11 protein-coding genes are annotated in these 19,166 nt (G+C 71.6%); 6 read left to right on the top strand and 5 right to left on the bottom strand.

Annotation, left to right across the window (positions count from 1 at the left end; all coding sequences use genetic code 11):
• Positions 1-7: 7 nt before the first annotated feature.
• Positions 8-2,020, bottom strand: a complete 2,013-nt coding sequence (locus tag AC3EQ1_RS03785) for a PEP/pyruvate-binding domain-containing protein (RefSeq protein WP_432092783.1) — start codon at positions 2,018-2,020, stop codon at positions 8-10.
• Complete coding sequence (locus AC3EQ1_RS03780) at positions 2,017-3,405, bottom strand: ATP-grasp domain-containing protein (protein WP_432092782.1); 1,389 nt, start codon at positions 3,403-3,405, stop codon at positions 2,017-2,019. Before AC3EQ1_RS03780 ends, AC3EQ1_RS03785 begins: the two co-directional genes overlap by 4 nt.
• A gap of 342 nt (positions 3,406-3,747) precedes the next feature.
• Between AC3EQ1_RS03780 and AC3EQ1_RS03775 the strand changes: the two genes are divergently transcribed.
• Positions 3,748-5,040: a PAS domain-containing protein gene (locus AC3EQ1_RS03775; RefSeq protein ID WP_432092781.1), complete on the top strand. Its 1,293-nt coding sequence runs from the start codon at positions 3,748-3,750 to the stop codon at positions 5,038-5,040.
• Between the two features lie 130 nt (positions 5,041-5,170).
• On the opposite strand, the gene AC3EQ1_RS03770 is transcribed toward AC3EQ1_RS03775, so the two are convergent.
• Positions 5,171-7,174 (bottom strand): glycoside hydrolase, encoded by a 2,004-nt coding sequence (locus AC3EQ1_RS03770; protein WP_432092780.1) that lies wholly within the window; start codon positions 7,172-7,174, stop codon positions 5,171-5,173.
• Positions 7,175-7,505: 331 nt separating this feature from the next.
• On the opposite strand from AC3EQ1_RS03770, the gene AC3EQ1_RS03765 reads away from it, so the two are divergent.
• The gene (locus AC3EQ1_RS03765; RefSeq protein ID WP_432092779.1) at positions 7,506-8,336 is read left to right on the top strand and encodes a nucleotidyltransferase domain-containing protein; all 831 of its coding nucleotides are present in this window, start codon (positions 7,506-7,508) and stop codon (positions 8,334-8,336) included.
• Positions 8,337-8,785: 449 nt separating this feature from the next.
• Positions 8,786-9,433, top strand: a complete 648-nt coding sequence (locus tag AC3EQ1_RS03760) for a hypothetical protein (RefSeq protein WP_432092778.1) — start codon at positions 8,786-8,788, stop codon at positions 9,431-9,433.
• 93 nt (positions 9,434-9,526) lie between these two features.
• Here AC3EQ1_RS03760 and AC3EQ1_RS03755 read toward each other — a convergent pair whose 3' ends face one another.
• The gene (locus AC3EQ1_RS03755) at positions 9,527-10,273 is read right to left on the bottom strand and encodes an AraC family transcriptional regulator (protein ID WP_432092777.1); all 747 of its coding nucleotides are present in this window, start codon (positions 10,271-10,273) and stop codon (positions 9,527-9,529) included.
• A 408-nt stretch (positions 10,274-10,681) separates the two neighbouring features.
• Between AC3EQ1_RS03755 and AC3EQ1_RS03750 the strand changes: the two genes are divergently transcribed.
• Positions 10,682-11,884 (top strand): MFS transporter, encoded by a 1,203-nt coding sequence (locus tag AC3EQ1_RS03750; protein WP_432092833.1) that lies wholly within the window; start codon positions 10,682-10,684, stop codon positions 11,882-11,884.
• 65 nt (positions 11,885-11,949) lie between these two features.
• On the opposite strand, the gene AC3EQ1_RS03745 is transcribed toward AC3EQ1_RS03750, so the two are convergent.
• A complete protein-coding gene (locus AC3EQ1_RS03745) occupies positions 11,950-13,959 on the bottom strand; it encodes a SpoIIE family protein phosphatase (protein WP_432092776.1) in 2,010 nt (669 codons plus the stop codon).
• 241 nt (positions 13,960-14,200) lie between these two features.
• Here AC3EQ1_RS03745 and AC3EQ1_RS03740 point away from each other — a divergent pair, with 241 nt between their 5' ends.
• Together AC3EQ1_RS03740 and AC3EQ1_RS03735 are read left to right on the top strand one after the other, a co-directional pair.
• On the top strand, positions 14,201-18,334 hold the full coding sequence (locus tag AC3EQ1_RS03740) for a HAMP domain-containing protein (RefSeq protein WP_432092775.1): 4,134 nt from the start codon (positions 14,201-14,203) through the stop codon (positions 18,332-18,334).
• A complete protein-coding gene (locus AC3EQ1_RS03735) occupies positions 18,331-19,059 on the top strand; it encodes a response regulator (protein ID WP_432092774.1) in 729 nt (242 codons plus the stop codon). The genes AC3EQ1_RS03740 and AC3EQ1_RS03735 overlap by 4 nt, the downstream gene beginning before the upstream one ends.
• The last annotated feature ends 107 nt before the right edge of the window (positions 19,060-19,166 follow it).

Below are 19,166 nucleotides of genomic sequence, written 5' to 3'. Positions count from 1 at the left end.
CGCCCGCTCACAGCGCGTACGGGCGGATCTGGACCAGACGGAAGCCCTCCTGAGCGGTCATCAGCCACTCGACGTCGAGCGGTCCGCCGTCCTCGCCCCCGAAGTGGGACTGCAACAGCCGTCCGGCCAGCGCGAGATCGGCCAGCCCGTCGCGGGTCGGGCGCGGCAGGTCCTCGCGGGAGGAGCCCAGCGCCACCGTCCGGCCGCCGCCCTCCACCGTGTTGTACAGGTACTGCAGCGGCAGCGCCGTGCCGTCGACGACCTGCTCCGGCGAGCCGGGGGTGCAGTTGACGTAGACGTTGCGGAAGTCGTCGCGGTTGGTGGGGTTGCAGGTGACCAGAACGCCCCCGAGGTCCGCCGGTGAGTAGCTCTGGATGATGACGCCCATGTAGGTGTCGTCCAGGGATATCCCGGCCTGCCGCCGCAGATGCACACTGCGCGGCGACAGCAGCGAGGCCCACACCTCGCGCACCGCGGCCAGCAGTTCGTCGGTGCCGTGGACCTTGGTGATGGATTCGTAGACCCCGGCCGCGGAGAAGCCCGGCAGGTCCTCGGCGTTGGAGGACGACCGGACGACGAGCCGGTGCTCCGGGTCGAGGTGGTCCGGGAACGCCTGGGTGATCTGCCGGGTGACGTCGTCCGGCAGCGGCGTCTCCCGGATCAGGTGCTGGAGGTGCAGGCAGAGCGGGTCCACCATCTCCAGGGCCGAGAGCTCCAGCGCCATCTTGAGCTTGCCGAGGGCCTGCTGGATGACCGGCGAGGAGATGAGGAAGCGGTGCTGGAGCGAGAACGGCAGCGCGACCCCCTCCGGCGCCGTCACCGTCCGCGCGACGAACGCCGCCGCGGCCTCCCGCAGCGCCCCGGGGTCCCGGTCCGCCGTGCCCAGCCGGGCGGCCAGGTGGCCGTACAGGTCGCTGCGCGGCGGGCGGGCGAGGCCGTAGAAGGCGGTCAGGTCGGCGGTGCGGCTGTCGAGGACGTGGTGCAGCTCGCCGAGGTTGGCCGCCTTGGTGCCGTACCGGTCCTGGTCGGTGCGGCGCAGCCGGTCCAGGGCCAGCGCCGGCGCGTCCTCCAGCAGCGGCGGCTCCAGAGGCACCCGCTGCTGGTGCCAGGCGGGCACCTCCAGGTCGGGCGGGCTGCTGAGCGGGGCGAGGGCGATCTCGTCCTCCCGCACCGTGTAGCGCACCCAGGCGCCGTTCAGCTTGTCCGGTTCGACGAGCCGGTCCAGGTCGCGGACGATCGCGTTCGGGATGCTCCAGCCGGTCGCCAGGACGTTGGTGTGCGAGAGCGGGGTGATCGGGGCCGCGTTGATGAAGCCGGCGACCCGGGGCACGTCGTCGGGGACGCAGTCCATCGCCACGATGTCGGACCAGCCCAGCTCGCCGACCGCCTCCCGGTACTCCTCCGGGCTGCGGAAGTACCGCAGTCGGCCCACGGCCTCACCGGTGTTGAGCGCGGTCCGGCGCCGGTTGCCGAACAGCTGGTGGCTGAGGATCCGCGGCACCAGGACGTCGCTGACCGAGGCCAGCTCGTGCTCCTGGCCGTGGTTGGCGGGCTTGAGGAGCAACGGCAGGCGCCCGTCGAGCCGGGCCCGGATGAAGGTGTAGAACTCCTCCAGCAGCTCGCCGTGCATGGTGTCGGCCTCGGTCGTCTCCAGGACGAGGAACGGCCGCTGGTTCCCGTCGGCGTCCTCGTCCGTGTGGAGGGAGAGGATGCCCAGCAGGAACCGGCGCTGCGGATCGGTGTAGACCGAGGCGTTGAACGCGTCCAGCCGGGCGTCCAGTGCGTCCAGGTCGATGCCGAGGATCCGGGTGGCCACATAGTTGACGTGGAACGGGTGGACGGCGGTGTCCAGCAGGTGCCAGGTCTGCTCCTGCCGGTCCACCACGACCTTCAGGTACGGGTGTCCGGCCAGTACCCCGGACAGGCTGCGGAACAGCGGCAGCGACAGGTTCTCGCCGACGACCGTGCCGTCCGCGCCGGCGGAGCCCGCCGGTTCGGCGAAGGTGCGCATGCTCGTCATCGCCGGCCCTCCTCGTCACGCGTGGTGGTCTCCCCGGCGGCGGGCAGCACCTTGGGCAGGGCGTCCACCAGGGCCTCGAAGTCCCGGATGACGGTGACCGGGTCGACGGCCGCCAGCAGGCACAGGGCGGCCATGGTGTTGGCGCCCGCGGCCGGGTCGTACACCGGCACGACGGTGCCGTCGGGCAGCGAGCTCTCGGTCACCACCGACAGCCGGCTGCCCTCGCTGACCAGCGCCGGCCAGTCCAGGCCGGAGTCCCACACCCTCCGGTCCGGCCAGGGCGTGCCCTGGGAGTCCACGGCGAGGACGACCAGCGAACCGGCGGCGTGGTGCGACTCGTCCGGGGTGAGCACGGCGGGCGGCCAGGCGACCTCCCGGCCCAGCAGATGGTCGACCAGCATCCCGATGAGGTCGACGCCGAACACCTCCTCGATCTGCGGCACCGTCATGGCGCCGCCGAAGCGGGCAGCCGTCTCGATGACCCACATCCGCCCGTCCGGGCCGAGCTTGATCTCGGTGTGGGTGCCGCAGTTCCGCAGCTCCAGCGCGTCCACCGCGGCCCGCGCCAGGGCGACGATCTCCTCCTGCACCGAGCGGGGCAGCGGCACCGGGGTGATGCAGGCCCGCTCGGTGAACGGCTCCACCGTCGGCATCCGCCCGCTCAGGCACACCGGGTGGTACTCGCCGTCGGCGACGATGCCCTCGACGCTGACGTAGTCGCCCCAGCCCGGCTCGTCGAACCAGTCCTCCGCCGTGCCCTGCACGATCTCCTCGACGATGTAGTCCTCACCGGCGTTCGCGACGTGCAGTTCGGCGTAGCCCAGCTGTTCGGACTCGGTCATCACCCGGCGGGCGTGGGACCAGGCCGGATCGACGTCCTGCGGCGACCGGAGGATCTGGTGGGCGGTCGAACCGGCACTCCACGCCGCCTTGAGCAGCATCGGGAAGTCCAGGGACTCGGCGGCCTCGTGCAGATCCGCCGCGGAGGCGACGGCGCGGAACCGGGGCTGCGACACCCCCTTGTCCCGCCACACCGTGCGCATCAGCCGCTTGTCCCGGGCCAGGACGCAGGAGGTGCCCGGACCGGCGAAGCCCAGCACCTCACAGGCGTCGGCCACGGCGACCACGGCGTACTCGGAGGACGTCGTCACCGCGTCCGCCCCGACGGCCCGCGCCCGGTCCACGATGAGGGCGACGAGGTCCCGCTGCCCGTCCTGCGGCGGTGAGGAGCTGACGGAGGCGCAGATCCGGGTGCAGGCCTCCCTGGAGGAAGCGGGGAGCTCGCTCAGCGCGAGCAGGTGCACCTGTGCTTTCGCGGCGACCTTGGACAGCGCGTACTCCAGCGGAGGTCCGCCCTTGGCGTGGACAAACAGCACCGTGCTCATGAGGAATCCGACTCCTTCGACCGGGAGGTACGTCGACGGACCGAAGACCTTCTGGCGAAGACCCGTTCGCAGTCCGACTACTCAAGCGAATCAGTCGACAGCGGTGGGTACATGCCGGAGAGCGGGTCGCGCACTCAGGCATTTGCCTGAGTGGGCGGACCTCCCGCGGCCACGCGGCGCCGGAACTCACCGGCGGCGCGGCGGGGTTCGCGAGAGGGAACGAACCCGGTGCGGGGCCGGTGACGGCTCCCCGCCGGGCATGGCGGCCTACGGGCCGTGGAAGCCATGGAGGAGCCGCGCAGTAGCATCCGACCGGTGAAATCACACAAAAGGAGGAACTCCTTGGACGAGACGGGCCTCAGCTCGCTTCTTGCGCACATGCCCGTGTCCTGGTGGGAAACCGACGCGTCGATGCGGCTCGTCAGCAGCGGCGGCGGAGCCTTCGACGACGCCGGCGTCACCCAGCAGTTCCTCGACACCGTCCGCGAGGAGTGCCGCCGGGCGGTCCGCTCCACGGACGGATTCGCCCACTTCCAGGCCCAGTTCCGCGGCCGGATCTTCGAGGTGACCGCCGGCCCGGAGCGGCGGGACGGCGGGGAGACCGGCATCCGGGGGCTGGCGGTCGACATCAGCGCCCATGTCGCCGACCGCCGGCGGTACGACGCGTTCGCAGCGTTCGCACCCGCAGCCGCCTTCATCCGCGACCGGCAGGGCCGCTATCTGTGGGTCAACCACGCCTACGCGCACCTCTACGACACCACACCGGACGCCATCGTCGGCCGCAGTGTCACGGACGTCGACTCCCCGGAGGACGCGGCCCTGTTCCTCGCGCTGGACCGCGAGGTGCTGTCCGCGGGCAAACCGGTCCGGCACAGCCTCACCTACCACCACCCCGACGGCACCCCCGGCCAGGCGGTGGGCCACCGGTTCCCGGTCAAGGAGGCCTCGGGGGCGTGCGTGGCCGGGATCTACGCGGACATCACCGACTACACCCGGGCCCTGCGCGGCCGCCTCGCCGCCGAGGCCGACCTCCAGGCGCTGCGCGACCAGAGCGGGCTGCCGTGCGCCCTGCTCTCCGCGGGCGGACGCATCCGGCAGGTGAGCGCGGCCGCCGCCGATCTGCTCCACGTCAGCGCCCACGACCTCATCGGGAAACCGGCACACCAGTTCCTGGCGCCCGGCGTCGACCTGACCTCCCTGCACGGACGTTGGGACGATCTGATAGCCCGCCGCAGACGCCGCTTACGCACCCGCGCCGACTTCGTGGACGCGCGCGGCTACCAGTGGCGGGCGACCCTGCACCTGGTGCCGGTGGGCCGCTCCCTCTCCCGGGCGCGGACCGTGTGGGCCGTGCTGACCAGCCAGAGCCTTCCGCACCAGCCGCTGCCGGCGATCACCCCGGCGCAGATCCGCATCCTGTCGCTGCTGGCGGCGGGCCGGAGCAACGCGGAGATCGCCACCTCCCTCCATCTGTCCCGGCAGACCGTCGACTACCACCTCAGCCGTCTCCGCCGGCTGCTCGGCGCGCCCACCCGGCCGGCCCTCGTCGGCCGCGCCTACGTCCTGGGCATCCTCGATCCCCAGGCGTGGCCCCCGCGTTCGGCCACCGCGCACCACCGGCTGAGCACCGCGTGACGCCGTGACGGCAGAGCGACATGACGCCGCCGGGCGGGGGCCGTGGGTGCGGTCCCCGCCCGGCGGTTCGCCGTTCCCCATCCTCTGGATCAGGCCCGATGGCCCGGGGCCCGATCCGAAGGGCGGGGCGTCAGCTCACCACATCACGCGGGCAGAGCCGCCGCGGTGCGTCGTCGCCCCGCAGCCGGGCGTCCACACAGCCGCCCGGGAGCCCGGCGTGCCGCTTCGTGCCGAAGTTGGCGGTCACGGTCAGCGTGCCGTCACCGAACACCGTGCGCTGCACCCGGTGATCGTCCGTCAGATACCTGAAGGACGTCATCCGCTCGGTGCCGGCGGCGCGGTGCAGCGGGGCGAAGTACTTCTGCAGTGCCGCGAGCTCCTTGCCGTTCCGCTGCAGTGACGGTCCGTCGAGCACGAAGTTGAGCGGGGTGTTGTAGAGCATCGCCAGCAGGGCACGGGTGCTCTTCTGCTCCGGGAGCTTGTCGAACGACAGCTCCCAGCGCTCGGCGTTGACCACCGAGCTGTGCAGCGCGGTCTCGTAGAGCGGGACCCGGTACGCCGGGTCGTACATGGCCTTGGCCAGCGCGGCGGGCAGTTTCGCGGGCTTGAAGAACGTGGCCGGGGCGTTCGCCGGGGCGTAACCGCCCCACTTCTGCTTGTCCCGCTGCACCGCCCACAGCCCGTCGGACACGGGGGTGCCGCTGCCATGGTCGAACGCCAGCACCTCGTTCGCCCAGGCCCCCGCGCTCTCCGAGCCGAGCACCAGCTTCCGGCCGTCCGACAGCCGCTTCATCCGGGCGATCCGGTTGGCCCGGTCCTGCGCCTTGGTCATCGGGTGCCGCGCGCTGTGGTCCCGGAAGAGCTCACCGGCGGCGTCGACGTCAAGGAAGTAGCTGTCCGAGCCGTTCGCCACCATCGACCGGGTCCGGTCGGCGAGGTGGTGACGCGTCCCCTCGGCCTGCTCGAACGCCTGGCTGCTGAGGTAGCAGCCGCGGTCGTGGAAGCCGGACTGGGGCGTGCCGTCGGCCTTGGTGACACAGAAGTCCGGGTACACCCGGCCCGGCCAGGTCGAGGTGGGCGCGTCGGAGGTCTTCGGGTCCTGGCCGTTGGCGAACGAGTCGTACGGCCCGGCCAGGTACCCGGCCTTGCGGGCGGCGCGCACCGCGGCCGCGTCCATCGGGCTGCTGTCGGCGTCGTAGCCGAGCCACATCCGGGACACCCCGAGCGCCCGCAGCCGCTCGACACCGGTCTTCCGCCGCGCCTCGCCCCAGCCGTAGGAGTGGAAGGCCCCGAGGAGCTTCCGGGCGGCCGGATTCTCGTCCATCTTGCGACGCAGGCTGCCGAGCCGCCCGTGCTCGGAGAGCCAGTTGCGGTAGTCCACGGCGGGCGCGACAGGAGAACCGTCGGTCAGCGAGAGCGCCACCGTGTAGCTGCGGGTGTCCGCGGCCCGGGAGAAGTGGTGCGTGCTGGTGGTGTGCAGCCGCCCGCCGCGGGAGGCGAAGCGCAGGGTGGTGCCGATGTCGGTGGGCGTGAGATAGCTGACCCCCTGCCCGCCCGCCGCCGTGTAGCCCCACAGCGGCATGGTCAGGCCCGAGTCCATCTCGACCTCGCTGCCCGGGAGTTCGGAAGCGGCGGAGTTCCAGAACCGGTCGGTGACGGGCACCGACAGCCCCTCGCCGCGCGGGAACTGCACGGCGGACACCTCCCGGTCGGTGCCGGTGACAGGCCAGCTCAGCTCGGTGTCCCGGGAGGCGCGCACCGTCATCAGCAGCCGCCCGCGCTCCGGGCGGGCGGTGACGGTGAGCCCCTTGTCCGGGTAGGTCCAGCGCGCGCCCGCGCCGGTGGCGGTGACCCGGCCGGGGGACCCGGGTGCCGTCGCGGAGGGCGCGGACAGCCGCAGGCGCCCCCGGTCGGTGCGGGCGTCGACCCGCAGGGTGGTGGTGTCGACGGTGGCGGTGCCGCCCTTGACGGGGATGTCGACCAGGTCGCCGTGGACCCGGACGCGGGGCGACTCCGAGGGCCCCGCCGCGGCGGTCCAGCAGGCGGCGGTGGCCGCGAGGACGGTGACGACGGCAACGGCCGGGACGGCCCGCCGACGGCGCGGACGGCCGTGCTGTGCAGTGGTGGAAGGCATGGGGACATGAATATCGACGGGGCTTAAGAAGCCTCTAAGAGACGTTTCAACTGTCCCCGTTATTGGACGATCGAGAGGGCCATGATCCGGCGGGCCGGATGCCGCCGCCTGCACCGCCGCTACGAGCACAGGGCCGAACGCTTCCTCGCATGCGCCGGCATCACGGCCCCTGCTCTGCTCTCGCCGCCTCAGCGGCTGAGCACGTCCCGTACACTCTCGATACATGGGCAACTTCTCCTGAGCGGACGCACGGTCCACAGACATCCGCCCGGCAGGTGCCGGGCTCCGTCAGCGTGCCCGCACGCTCACCTCAGGAGACATCGACCCCACCATGTCCGTTCACTCTGCCTGCCCCGCTCTGGACGACCGCATCACGCGCCTGCGGCAGCTCGCTCATGCCGACTCCCGCCTGGAGGGCGTACTGCTCTACGGGTCGTGGACCCTGGGCGAGGCCGACGCCCATTCCGACATCGAGGCGTATCTCTATGTCCAGGATGAGCATCTCGCCGACTTCGACGGCCCGGCCTTTCTCGAGCAGCTCGCGCCACTCGAGCTCGCCTACACCAACAGGTACGGCATCCTCGCAGTGGTCTTCGACGACCTCATGCGCGGCGAATTCCACTTCACCGCGGCAGGCCCCGGGATCGACGAAGTGCCCACGTGGCAAGGGATGGTGCACCTTCCCCATCCTGAGGCTGCCGTCCTGCTCGACCGCACCGGCCGACTGACCCCGGCAGCCCGGCAGCTGGCCGGCTTCCGTCCGCCCGAGCCGGCCACGACGGCCCGGCAGCTCACCGACGAGCTGGCCAACTGGACGCTCATGCTCGCCCACGTCCTGGCGCGGGGCGAAGTCGCCCGCGCCCACGCCCTGCTCCACACCGTCATCGCCCCCCAGCAACTCCAGCTCTGCCGCCTCCTGCGGGACAGCACGGCCCACTGGCTCACCCCGAGTCGCGCGGTGGAACAGGACCTGCCCGCCGCCGACCTGGACCGTTACGTCTCCACCACGGCTGTCGCCCGTCAGCACAACGTGCGCATGGCGGCGCGCAACAGCTGGCACTGGAGTCGGGACCTGGTCACCGAGGCGGCTGACCGCTGGACCATCCACCTCCCGAACGACCTGCACGAACGGATCAGCAGCCTCCTCAACGACTCTCGCTGACCGAATCCGGCTGGGGCCACCGGACCATCCGACGGCCTCAGCCGGGCAGCAGCCTCAGCCGGGCGGCCCCGGTCCTGCAGAGCACCAACACGACAGGCCGCTGAGCTGGTCGGCGAAGCCCATGGGGTGGAGCCTGCCGGACGGCGGGGGAGCGGGCTGCGGAGCGGCTCGCGGGGCAGACGGGAGTGTGACGACAGGGCCAAGCCGGGGCCTGTCCTGCGGATCATGCCGGACCGGCCCGTGGTCCCGAGGGTGTCTCAGCGCTTGAGCATGAAAGTAAAGTCGCCGGAGAGCTTGCCGCTCAGCCGGAATCTGGTTTTCGAGCGCCTGACCGCCAGGTCCCATCCGGCGGATCAGCCAGGGTCTGCTGGAGGAGCCGTTCGGTAGACCCCTCTGCACCGTGACTACGGTGGGCCACTCAGAAACCTCATACCGTCCAGGAGTTCAACGTGAAGCGCCGGATCCGGCCCGTTGCGGTCGCCATCGCCGCAAGTACCGCACTGCTGCTGACCGGCTGCGGGTCGGGGGAGAGTGGCGATGGCTCGCCCGGCACGAGCGCGGGCGAGGGAAGCGGGAGCGAGAAAGGCCCGGCGTCCCCCGGCGCATCGGCGAAGCCGGACAGGGGCGAGCGGCCGAAGACCGAGCTGCCCAAGTCCTTCCAGGCCCACTTCGAAGGCTGGAAGAACAGCGATCCGGAGCTTCAGGCGCTGCTGGACGACGGCAAGGAGCGGCTCCTCGCCTCGTACGGCGCGATCATCAACCAGGACCCGCACCACGACGCCTTCACCTTCTACGACACCGGTGATGCTCTGCGTACGGGGACGACATGGATCAAGGCCTTCACGGACAAGAACCTGACGCTGATCGGCAAGGGACGCGTCTTCCAGCCACAGCCCCGTATTGGCCCGGACGGTTCCGGAACGCTCTCCTACTGCGTGGACGAGGGCAAGGGGTCCACCAAGGACATGAAGACCGGCGAGGTCACCGACACTCCCGCCGACGATGCCTTCGTGCTGTACCGGACCGAATTGAGCAGGACCGACGAGGGCGTCTGGAGGACCACGATGGTCCGGACGGAGAAAGGGGCATGCAAGTGACGAAGCCCCGGCACTGTCCTGAACGTCCCCAGACGCACAGAACGACAGGTGACGATGCCCGGTGGGACTATCGGCTCAATCTGTGACCACCCGTCAGGGATGGCGGTTGTGGGTGCCCGGTGTGTAGCCGAACGCGCGGCGGAAGACGTCGATGAACGCGCTGGCGGAGGACCAGCCGCAGCGGTGCGCGACCGTGGTGACCGGGGTGTCGTCGGCCAGCATCCGCAGGGCGTGGTAGAGGCGCAATTGGGTGCGCCACTGGGGGAAGGTCATGCCCAGTTCGGAGCGGAAGAGGCGGCTGAGGGTCCGTTCGCCGACTCCGTTGGCGGTGCCGAGGGCCGCCAGGGTACGGGAGTCCGCCGGGTCGGCGTGCAGGGCCGCGCAGACCGCCGCCAGGCGGTCGTCGGTCGGAGTCGGCAGCTGCACCGGCTGCTGGGGCGAGGCGCGCAACTGGTCGCGCAGAACGGCCAGTAGCCGACGGCGTTCCGCACCGGTGTCGTGCGGGGCGAGTGTGTAGGCCCGGATCAGCTCGCGCAGCAGCGGGCTGACGGTGAGGACGGTGGGAACGTCCAGGCCCAGTGGGTTGTCGTCGGCGGGCAGACCGACGAAGTGCAGGTGGAGGTTGCCGTACGCGCGGTGGGCGTGGACGGTTCCGGCGGGAATCCAGATGGCCCGGTTGCCGGGCGCGAACCAGGTACCGGCACCGGTGGTGACGGCCACCACCCCGGAGCCCGCGTAGACGATCTGGTGGTCGTCGTGGAGGTGCGCGTCGATCCGCTCCCCGGCGTCCAGAGCCTGTGCCCGGGTCGGAGCCTCCGGCATGTGGCGGATATTCGACATGGGGTGGCATTTTATCGGAAGCGAGACGAGTGGCGACGTTGCCACGATCGAGGGGTGCCGACGAACCACACCGCTTCCGACCACCCGTTCTCCGATGCCCCGGCAGCCGACGACCGCTCCGGCATCACGTCCGCCGACACCACAGCGTTCGACACCACAGCGTTCGACACCGGAGCGTTCAACACCACAGCGTTCGACACCGCTGCGTCCGACACCACCCCCGCCCACACCGCGGCCCGCCGCACCTCAACTGCCGACACCGCGTCCGAATCCGCAACCCCCGACACCGCAGCCCTCGACACCGCAGCCCTCGACATCTCAGCCCTCGACCCCGCAACCCCCGACACCGCAGCCCCCGAAACCGCAACCCCCCGCACCGCACCCTCCAACCACACCTCCGTCACGCTCCTGTCGCTGGGGCACGCCTGTGTGGACGTCTACCAAGGTGCCGTCGCGGCCCTGGTGCCGTTCTTCGTCGCGGAGCGGGCCTACGCCTACGCCGCGGCCTCCGGCATCGTCCTGGCCGCCTCGCTGCTCTCCTCGGTGGTGCAGCCGCTGTTCGGCGCGCTGACCGACAAGTGGCCGATGCCGTGGCTGCTGCCCGTGAGCACCCTGACGGGCGGTCTCGGAGTCGCCCTCAGCGGCCTCAGCGGCTCGTACCTGCTGACCCTGGTGGTCGTCGCGGTCTCCGGCATCGGCGTCGCGGCCTATCATCCCGAGTCCGCCCGTGTGGCCCGTGCGGTGAGCGGCGGCAGCCACGCGGCGATGGGCTGGTTCTCCCTCGGCGGCAACCTCGGCTTCGCCACCGCGCCCCTGCTGGTCTCCGCCGTCATGGCGACGGGCGGGCTGCACGCCTCACCGCTGCTGGTGGTTCCGGCCCTGGCGGGCGCCCTGCTGTGCGTGGCCGCACTGCGGGCCGCCCGAGCCCAGGGGCGGACGGCCGGTGCCTCCGCCTCCGCCCGTCCGGTCGGCAGTGACGACTGGAGGTCCTTCCTCAAGCTGTCCGGGGCGGTCGTGTGCCGTTCCATCGTGTTCGTCGGGCTGAGCGCCTTCATCTCCCTCTACGCCCAACAGCGCACCGGAGGCGGGGACATCGCCGGAACCGCCGCCCTGTTCGTGCTCTACCTCGGCGGCGCGATCGGCACGGTCGTCGGCGGGGTGCTCGCCGGCCGCTACGGGCGGGTCGCCGTCGTGCGCCGGTCCTACACCGTGACGGTCGTGGCCGTGGCCGGAGTCGTCCTCGTCCCGGGGCCGCTGTTCTATGTCTTCGTCGCGCTCACCTCGGCCGCCCTGTACGTGCCGTTCTCCCTGCACGTCACGCTCGGCCAGGACTTCCTGCCGCGCCGCGTCGGCACCGCCAGCGGGGTCACCCTGGGCCTGACGGCCAGCATCGGGGGCATCGCCACTCCGCTCATCGGTGCCCTCGCCGACGCCACGACGCTGCAGACCGCCCTTGCCCCGCTGATCGTCCTGCCCGCCGTGGGCCGGCTGATGCTGCACCAGCTCGACGAACCCGCCGGGCTGGAAGAGCCGGCCGGCAGGACGGCGTCCCCCGCCACGGAGTCCGTATCGGGCGCACCTGCCAACCCCCCGTCCCTGAAACGGACCTGAGCCCTCACCGCGCGCTGCCCCCGCGGCATACCCCCGCCGCGCCCCGCCGCGCCCCCCGGCGTCCCTCACGTCCTCCGCACGCTCCCCGGTTCGCCCCGCGGCGCCGGCATCGGCTGCCCGGTCGGCCGGGCCGGGGACGTCTCGGGCCGGTGCGGTGCCGTGGGCGACGGTCCGGGGCGCTGCCGCTGCCGGTGCAGCACGCCCGGCGGGCCGGCCGGGGTCGTCACCGCCTGGAGCACCAGCACGGAGAGGTCGTCCTCGACCGGGCCGGTGTCGAAGTCGTGAGCCGCCCGCCGCACCCGTTCCGCGACGGCCTTCGCGCCCAGGCCGACGCACTCCCGCAGCACCTCGGACAGCCCGTCGTTGTCGTCCAACTGCCAGTCCCCGCTGCGCCGTTCGGTGACGCCGTCGGTCACGCACAGCAGGGTCTCCCCGGGCTCCAGGTCGAAGGAGCTGGCGAGGAACTCGGCCCCCTCGTCGATCCCCAGCAGCATCTGCGGGCCCACCGGCGGCTCCACCGAGCCGTCGACGGTCAGCCGCAGCGGAAGCGGGTGCCCGGCGCTGGCGATGGTGACATGGGCGCCGCCCGCCGCGGAGTCGGGCTCCAGCTCCCCGTAGAGCAGGCTCAGGAAGCGCGGCCGGGCGTGCTCCCCGCCGAGCGCCACCGCCTCGGCGCTCTCCTCCGCCATGGCGACGTTCAGCCGGCCGAGCACCGACTCGACGCCGTGGCCCTCGCGGGCCAGCAGCCGCACCAGATGCCGGGCGAGGCCGGTGACCGACATCGCCTCCGGGTCCTTGCCCTGGACGTCGCCGAGCAGGAAGGACCAGCGGGCGTCGCTCATCGGGAACAGGTCGTAGAAGTCGCCCCCCACGGTCAGCCCCTCGCCGTGCGGCTCGTAGACCAGCGCCGTGTCGATGCCGGGGATCCGGGCGAGCGAGATGGGCAGCTGCCGGCGCTGGAGCGCGCGGCTGATCGCGGTCTGCCGGGCGTACTGGCGGGCGGTGACCACTGCCTGGGCCACCCGGCGCGCCACGTCCTCCACGGTGCGCACCACCCCGTCGGTCATGCGCTGCTGCTCCGCCCGGCCGATGATCAGCATGCCCAGGCAGGAGCCCCCGGCGACGAGGGGGAAGGCGAGCGCGGAGCCGCCCGCCCCGTCGGCGTGCTCCGGCCAGGGCCAGGCGATCCCCGCGGTGCGCAGCCGCCCCCGGGGCGGTTCCTTCTCCAGGTCCTCGCGCAGGGCGTCGATCCGGCGCTCGTCCGCGTGCCACACCCGGGACAGCCGCATGCCGCCCGCCTCGGTGCTGAGCCACACCCCGCACCAGTCGGCGAGCCGGGGCACCAGGAGCTGCCCGGCCAGGGCGGCCACCATGTCCTCGTCGAGCTGTCCGGCGAGGAGCTCGCCGGCCTCGGCGAGGAACGAGGACCCTCCGCGGTCGGACCGTTCCGTTCCGTGTCCGCCCAGCTCCCGCAGCGGCGCGGGGGCCGGATTCTCCGGCAGCCGCAGCTCCCGCCGGAGCCCGCCCGGGGCCCCAGCGAGCTGGGACTCGTCCGTCGCGGGTTCGAGCCGGAACCACACCGCCTTCTCGTCGTGCCGGTAGGTGACGCCCCAGGATTCGGCCAGCGCCCCCACCAGCTGGAGGCCGAACCCGCGGCCGTCCCGCCGGGCGTCCAGGCCGCCCCGGACCACGCTGGAGGGGTGGTGGTCCGACACCTCGACGACGACTCCGACCGGCTCCTCCTCGCCCGCTGCCGGGGGCTCCGCCGGTGCCGGTGCGCCGCTGTCCGGGGTGCCGTCCGGGGCGTCCCTCCGGCCGTCGCCGGTCTCCAGGTAGCACACGACGTCGATGTCGGTGCCCGCGTGCATCACGGCATTGGTGACCAGCTCGCTGACGAGCAGCTCGGCGTCGTCCACGAGGCGGTCGGTGATGGCGCGGGACGCGGACAGCCTCGGGACCGGCCGCTCCGCGAGGACGGCGCGGACGAAGGTGCGCGCCCTGGAGGCCGCGAGCTGGTTGGCCGCCAGGCTGGTCCGGGAGACGAACTCGTGAGGCGGGGTGGACAACGGCCTCATATGGGCCCCCTGGTGCATCGGGCGATGAGACCCCTGAGGGGTCCTATACTATGACATACCCGGATACATAGATGACTGCGAATGGGCTGTCATGGCACGTGACTCTGCCCCGCCGGATGCCGCCGTCTCCACCTCGTCATCCGCGGAACTCGAGGGAAAATCCGAAGGTGTCGGCCGGTCCGGATCCGCTCCGGACGGCCACTGGGTGCGTGCGAGTGAGCTACGGCCGATGCTCGCCGCCATGAACTCCCTGTGCGACGGTGACTTCACCGTGCGTGTCGGCAGTGCGGATGAGGGTGTCCTGGCCGAGATGGCCGGTCTCTTCAACCGGATCGTCGCGCGCAACGAGCACCTCGCGTCCGAGCTCCAGCGGGTGCGCGGCGAGGTGGTGCGGCAGGGACGGCTGGACGAGCGGATCGCCGCGAGCCCCGGCCCGGGGTCCTGGGCGACCAATGTGGACGCGGCCAACTCCCTCCTCGAGGCACTCGTCGTACCGGTCGGCAAGGCCACCCGGGTGCTGGACGCGGTCGCCGACGGTGACCTGACCCAGCACGTGGACCTGCACGACGGCAACCGCGAGCTCCGCGGGGACCTCCGGCGCCTGGGCGCCGGGGTGAACCGCATGGTGGACCAGCTCTCGCTGTTCACCGGTGAGGTGACCCGGGTGGCCCGCGAGGTGGGCACCGAGGGCCGGCTCGGCGGCCGGGCCAAGGTGCAGGGACTCTCCGGCGACTGGCGCCATGTGACCGAGGCGGTCAACACCATGGCCGCCCGGCTCACCGCCCAGGTCCGCGACATCGCCGTCGTCACCACCGCGGTGGCGACCGGCGACCTCACCCAGCAGGTGACGGTCGAGGCCACCGGGGAGCTGCTGGAGCTGAAGCTCACCGTGAACAAGATGGTCGACCAGCTGCGGGCGTTCGCCGACGAGGTGACCCGGGTGGCCCGGGAAGTCGGCACCGAGGGCCAGCTCGGCGGGCGGGCGCAGGTCCGCGGGGTCTCCGGGGTGTGGAAGGACCTCACGGACAACGTCAACTTCATGGCGTCCAACCTGACCTGGCAGGTGCGCAACATCGCCCAGGTGACCACCGCGGTCGCCAACGGCGACCTCAGCCAGAAGATCACGGTCGACGCCCGCGGCGAGATCCTCCAGCTCAAGGACACCGTCAACAAGATGGTGGACCAGCTGTCGGCGTTCGCGGACGAGGTGACGCGGGTGGCCCGTGAGGTGGGCACCGAGGGCCGGCTCGGCGGGCGGGCGCAGGTCCGGGGGGTCTCCGGAGTCTGGAAGGACCTCACCGAGAACGTCAACTTCATGGCCGACAACCTGACCTCGCAGGTCCGCAACATCGCCCTGGTCGCCACCGCCGTCGCCCAGGGCGACCTCGGGCAGAAGATCACGGTCGAGGCGAAGGGCGAGATCCTGGAGCTGAAGTCGACGATCAACACCATGGTGGACCAGCTGTCGGCGTTCGCCGACGAGGTGACCCGGGTGGCCCGGGAAGTCGGTACCGAGGGCAACCTCGGCGGCCAGGCCCAGGTCAGGGACGTCTCCGGAGTGTGGAAAGGCCTCACCGACAACGTCAACTCCATGGCGCTGAACCTGACCTCGCAGGTCCGCAACATCGCCCAGGTGACCACCGCCGTCGCCAACGGCGACCTGTCGAAGAAGATCGACGTGGACGCCCGCGGTGAGATCGCGGAGCTCAAGGACACCGTGAACACCATGGTCCAGCAGCTGCGCGCGTTCGCCGACGAGGTGACCCGGGTGGCCCGTGAGGTGGGCACCGAGGGCCGGCTCGGCGGCCGGGCTCAGGTCCACGGCGTCTCCGGGGTCTGGAAGGACCTCACCGAGAACGTCAACTTCATGGCGTACAACCTGACCTCGCAGGTCCGCAACATCGCCCAGGTCGCCACCGCCGTCGCCCAGGGCGACCTCTCGAAGAAGATCGACGTGGACGCCCGCGGCGAGATCCTTGAGCTCAAGACCACCATCAACACGATGGTCGACACCCTCTCCTCGTTCTCCTCCGAGGTGACCCGGGTGGCCCGCGAGGTGGGCACCGAGGGGCGCCTCGGCGGGCAGGCGCGCGTCGAGGGCGTCTACGGCACCTGGAAGCAGCTGACCACCAGCGTCAACGACCTCGCGCTGAACCTCACCACCCAGGTGCGGGCGATCGCCGAGGTCGCCAGCGCCGTCACCCAGGGCAACATGTCGCGGTCCATCTCCGTCGAGGCCCAGGGCGAGGTCGCGGCGCTGAAGAACAACATCAACCTCATGGTGGCCAACCTCCGCGAGACCACCCGCGCCAAGGACTGGCTGGAGTCCAACCTCACCCGGGTCGCCGGCCTGATGCAGGGCCACCGCGACCTCGTCGAGGTCGCCGACCTGATCCTGCGCGAGCTCACCCCGCTGGTGAACGCGCAGTTCGGGGCGTTCTTCCTGGCCAAGGCGGGGGCCGAACCGGGGGAGGGGCTGGAGTTCATCGCCGGGTACGGCGCCGGCCACGACACCCACCACGGACCGCTCCCGGGCTCCGGCACCCCCGGCCGCGGCCTGATCGCCCAGGCCGCGGTGGAGAAGAAGCGCATCCTCTTCGAGTCCGCGCCGCCCGACTACATCACCATCGAGTCCGGGCTCGGCTCCGCGCCCCCGGCCAGCATCGTCATCCTGCCCATCCTCTTCGAGGACCAGGTGCTCGGCGTGATCGAGCTGGCGTCGTTCAGCCGCTTCAACGAGGTCCACCTCGCCTTCATCGACCAGTTCGTGAACACCATCGGCGTCTCGATCAACACCATCATCGCCAACGCCCGTACCGAGGCCCTGCTGTCCGAGTCGCAGCGGCTGACCTCCGAGCTGCGCCAGCGCTCCGACGAGCTCCAGCGCTCCAACGCCGAACTGGAGGAGAAGGCCGCGCTGCTCGCCACCTCCTCGCAGTACAAGTCCGAATTCCTGGCCAACATGTCGCACGAGCTGCGCACACCGCTCAACTCGCTGCTCATCCTGGCCCGGCTGCTCGCCGACAACCCCGACGGCCGGCTCTCCGTGCAGGAAGTGGACTTCGCCTCCACCATCCACCGCTCCGGCTCCGACCTGCTCCAGCTGATCAACGACATCCTGGACCTGTCGAAGATCGAGGCGGGCCGGATGGACGTGCACCCGAAGAAGCTGCCGCTGATCAAACTGCTCGACTACGTGCACGCCACGTTCCGGCCGCTCGCCGGTGACCGCGGCCTCGCCTTCGAGGTCACCGTCGGCGAGGACGTGCCCCGCGAACTCTTCTCCGACGAGCAGCGCCTCCAGCAGATCCTGCGCAACCTGCTGTCGAACGCGATCAAGTTCACCTCGTCCGGCGGTGTGGACCTCAGTGTCGAACGGGTGCCGGGCAGCAAGTTCCCCGAGGAGAGCCTGAAGAACGCCGAGGCCGTCATCGCGTTCTCGGTCAAGGACACCGGCATCGGCATCCCCTCCGAGAAACTCTCGGTGATCTTCGACGCCTTCCAGCAGTCGGACGGCACCACCAACCGCAAGTACGGCGGCACCGGCCTCGGCCTCTCCATCAGCAGGGAGATCGCCGGGCTGCTCGGCGGCCGGATCGTCGCCGAGAGCGAACCGGGCGTCGGCTCCCGGTTCACCCTCTACGTCCCGTCCCGGTACTCCGGAGTGTCCACGGCCGCCGAGCCGCGGACGCTCCCCGCCGCGGCCTCCACCGCCCCGCCGTCGGCCGGACTGACCAAGCGGACCGGCCCGTTGCCGACCGCGGCCGACGCAGCTCCGAGCGGGGTGTACGGCAGCTCCGAGAGCCTCACGGCCCGCCGGACCCGCGCCGCCGACGACGGTGACGACACCTGGCCGGAGACCACCCGGCTCAAGGAGTGGCTGGGCGGCCGCCCCGGCCGGGTCCTCGCCGGGCGCAGCATCCTCATCGTCGACGACGACATCCGGAACGTCTTCGCCCTCACCCATGTGCTCGGCCGTGTCGGCATCACCGTCAAGTACGCGGAGAACGGCCGGGAGGGCCTGGAGGTCCTGGACCGCTCACCCGAGGTGTCCCTGGTCCTGATGGACATCATGATGCCCGAGATGGATGGATACGAGACGATCCAGGCCATCCGGCGCACCCCACGCTTCGCCGACCTCCCCATCATCGCGCTCACCGCCAAGGCGATGCCCGGCGACCGCGAGAAGGCGATCGACAGCGGAGCCCGCGAATACGTCCCCAAACCCGTCGACGTCGACCGGCTGCTCACGGTCATCTGCGACCTGCTCGACCCGCAGGGCGCGGAGGACGGCCCCATGGTGCCCGAGCAGGACGGCGCCGCCCCGGCCGGCGCCGAACGGGACGACGACGATCCCCCGAGGCAGCGGACATGAGCACCCCCGCACCCGAGAAGTCGAGCATCCTGATCGTGGACGACATCGAGGAGAACCTGGTCGCCCTGGAAGCGGTGCTGGGCTCCCTCGACCTGCACGTGGTGCGTGCCCGGTCCGGAGAAGAGGCCCTGAAGGCCATGCTCCGCGAGGAGTTCGCCGTCGTCCTGCTCGACGTCCTCATGCCGGGCATGGACGGCTTCGAGACCGCGGCCAACATCAAACGCCTCGACCAGACCAAGGACGTCCCGGTCATCCTGCTGACCGGCACCGACGCCGGAACGGACTACGCCTACCGGGGCTACGCGATCGGCGCGGCGGACTTCCTGACCAAGCCCTTCGACCCGTGGCTGCTGCGCACCAAGGTCAACGTCTTCCTGGAGCTGCACCGCAAGAACCGCCAGCTCGCCGCCCAGGCCGAGCAGTTGCGGCGGCTGCTGGTCGCCGACAGCAAACCCGGCCGGCCCGCCGCCGACACCGCCGACGCGGCCGAGGCCACGGGAGCCGACTGGGACCGGCCGGCCCAGGACACCGGCGCGAAGACCCCGGGCGCGGAGCCGCGGCTGGGCGACGTCGCCGCGCAGCTCGCCCAGATCGAGCTCCTGCTGCGTGACGCGGAGAGCTCGGGGCGCGGGACCGGGGCCACGGGCGGCACGGCCGGACTCGCCGACCGCATCGCCAACTTGGAACGCGTCGTGGGCCGGCTGCGCGTGAGCGACGACGGATAGCCGGACCGCCGCCATGCCCGCGGTGCGCCGCGCCACAAGAGGTGCCGCGCGACGTTCTCGCCGGTTCACCGAAATCGGTAGGTGTGGTCCCGGTGAACCGGGGTAGG

The sequence above is a fragment of the Streptomyces sp. bgisy100 genome, assembly GCF_057709105.1.
This window is presented reverse-complemented; position numbering and strand designations above follow the sequence as displayed.

Excerpts from the sequence above, each read along its gene's own strand:
- AC3EQ1_RS03785 (WP_432092783.1), bottom strand. The coding sequence starts at position 2,020 with ATGACGAGCATGCGCACCTTCGCCGAACCGGCGGGCTCCGCCGGCGCG.
- AC3EQ1_RS03780 (WP_432092782.1), bottom strand. The coding sequence starts at position 3,405 with ATGAGCACGGTGCTGTTTGTCCACGCCAAGGGCGGACCTCCGCTGGAG.
- AC3EQ1_RS03770 (WP_432092780.1), bottom strand. The coding sequence starts at position 7,174 with ATGCCTTCCACCACTGCACAGCACGGCCGTCCGCGCCGTCGGCGGGCC.
- AC3EQ1_RS03765 (WP_432092779.1), top strand. The coding sequence starts at position 7,506 with ATGTCCGTTCACTCTGCCTGCCCCGCTCTGGACGACCGCATCACGCGC.
- AC3EQ1_RS03755 (WP_432092777.1), bottom strand. The coding sequence starts at position 10,273 with ATGTCGAATATCCGCCACATGCCGGAGGCTCCGACCCGGGCACAGGCT.
- AC3EQ1_RS03745 (WP_432092776.1), bottom strand. The coding sequence starts at position 13,959 with ATGAGGCCGTTGTCCACCCCGCCTCACGAGTTCGTCTCCCGGACCAGC.
- AC3EQ1_RS03740 (WP_432092775.1), top strand. The coding sequence starts at position 14,201 with ATGAACTCCCTGTGCGACGGTGACTTCACCGTGCGTGTCGGCAGTGCG.
- AC3EQ1_RS03735 (WP_432092774.1), top strand. The coding sequence starts at position 18,331 with ATGAGCACCCCCGCACCCGAGAAGTCGAGCATCCTGATCGTGGACGAC.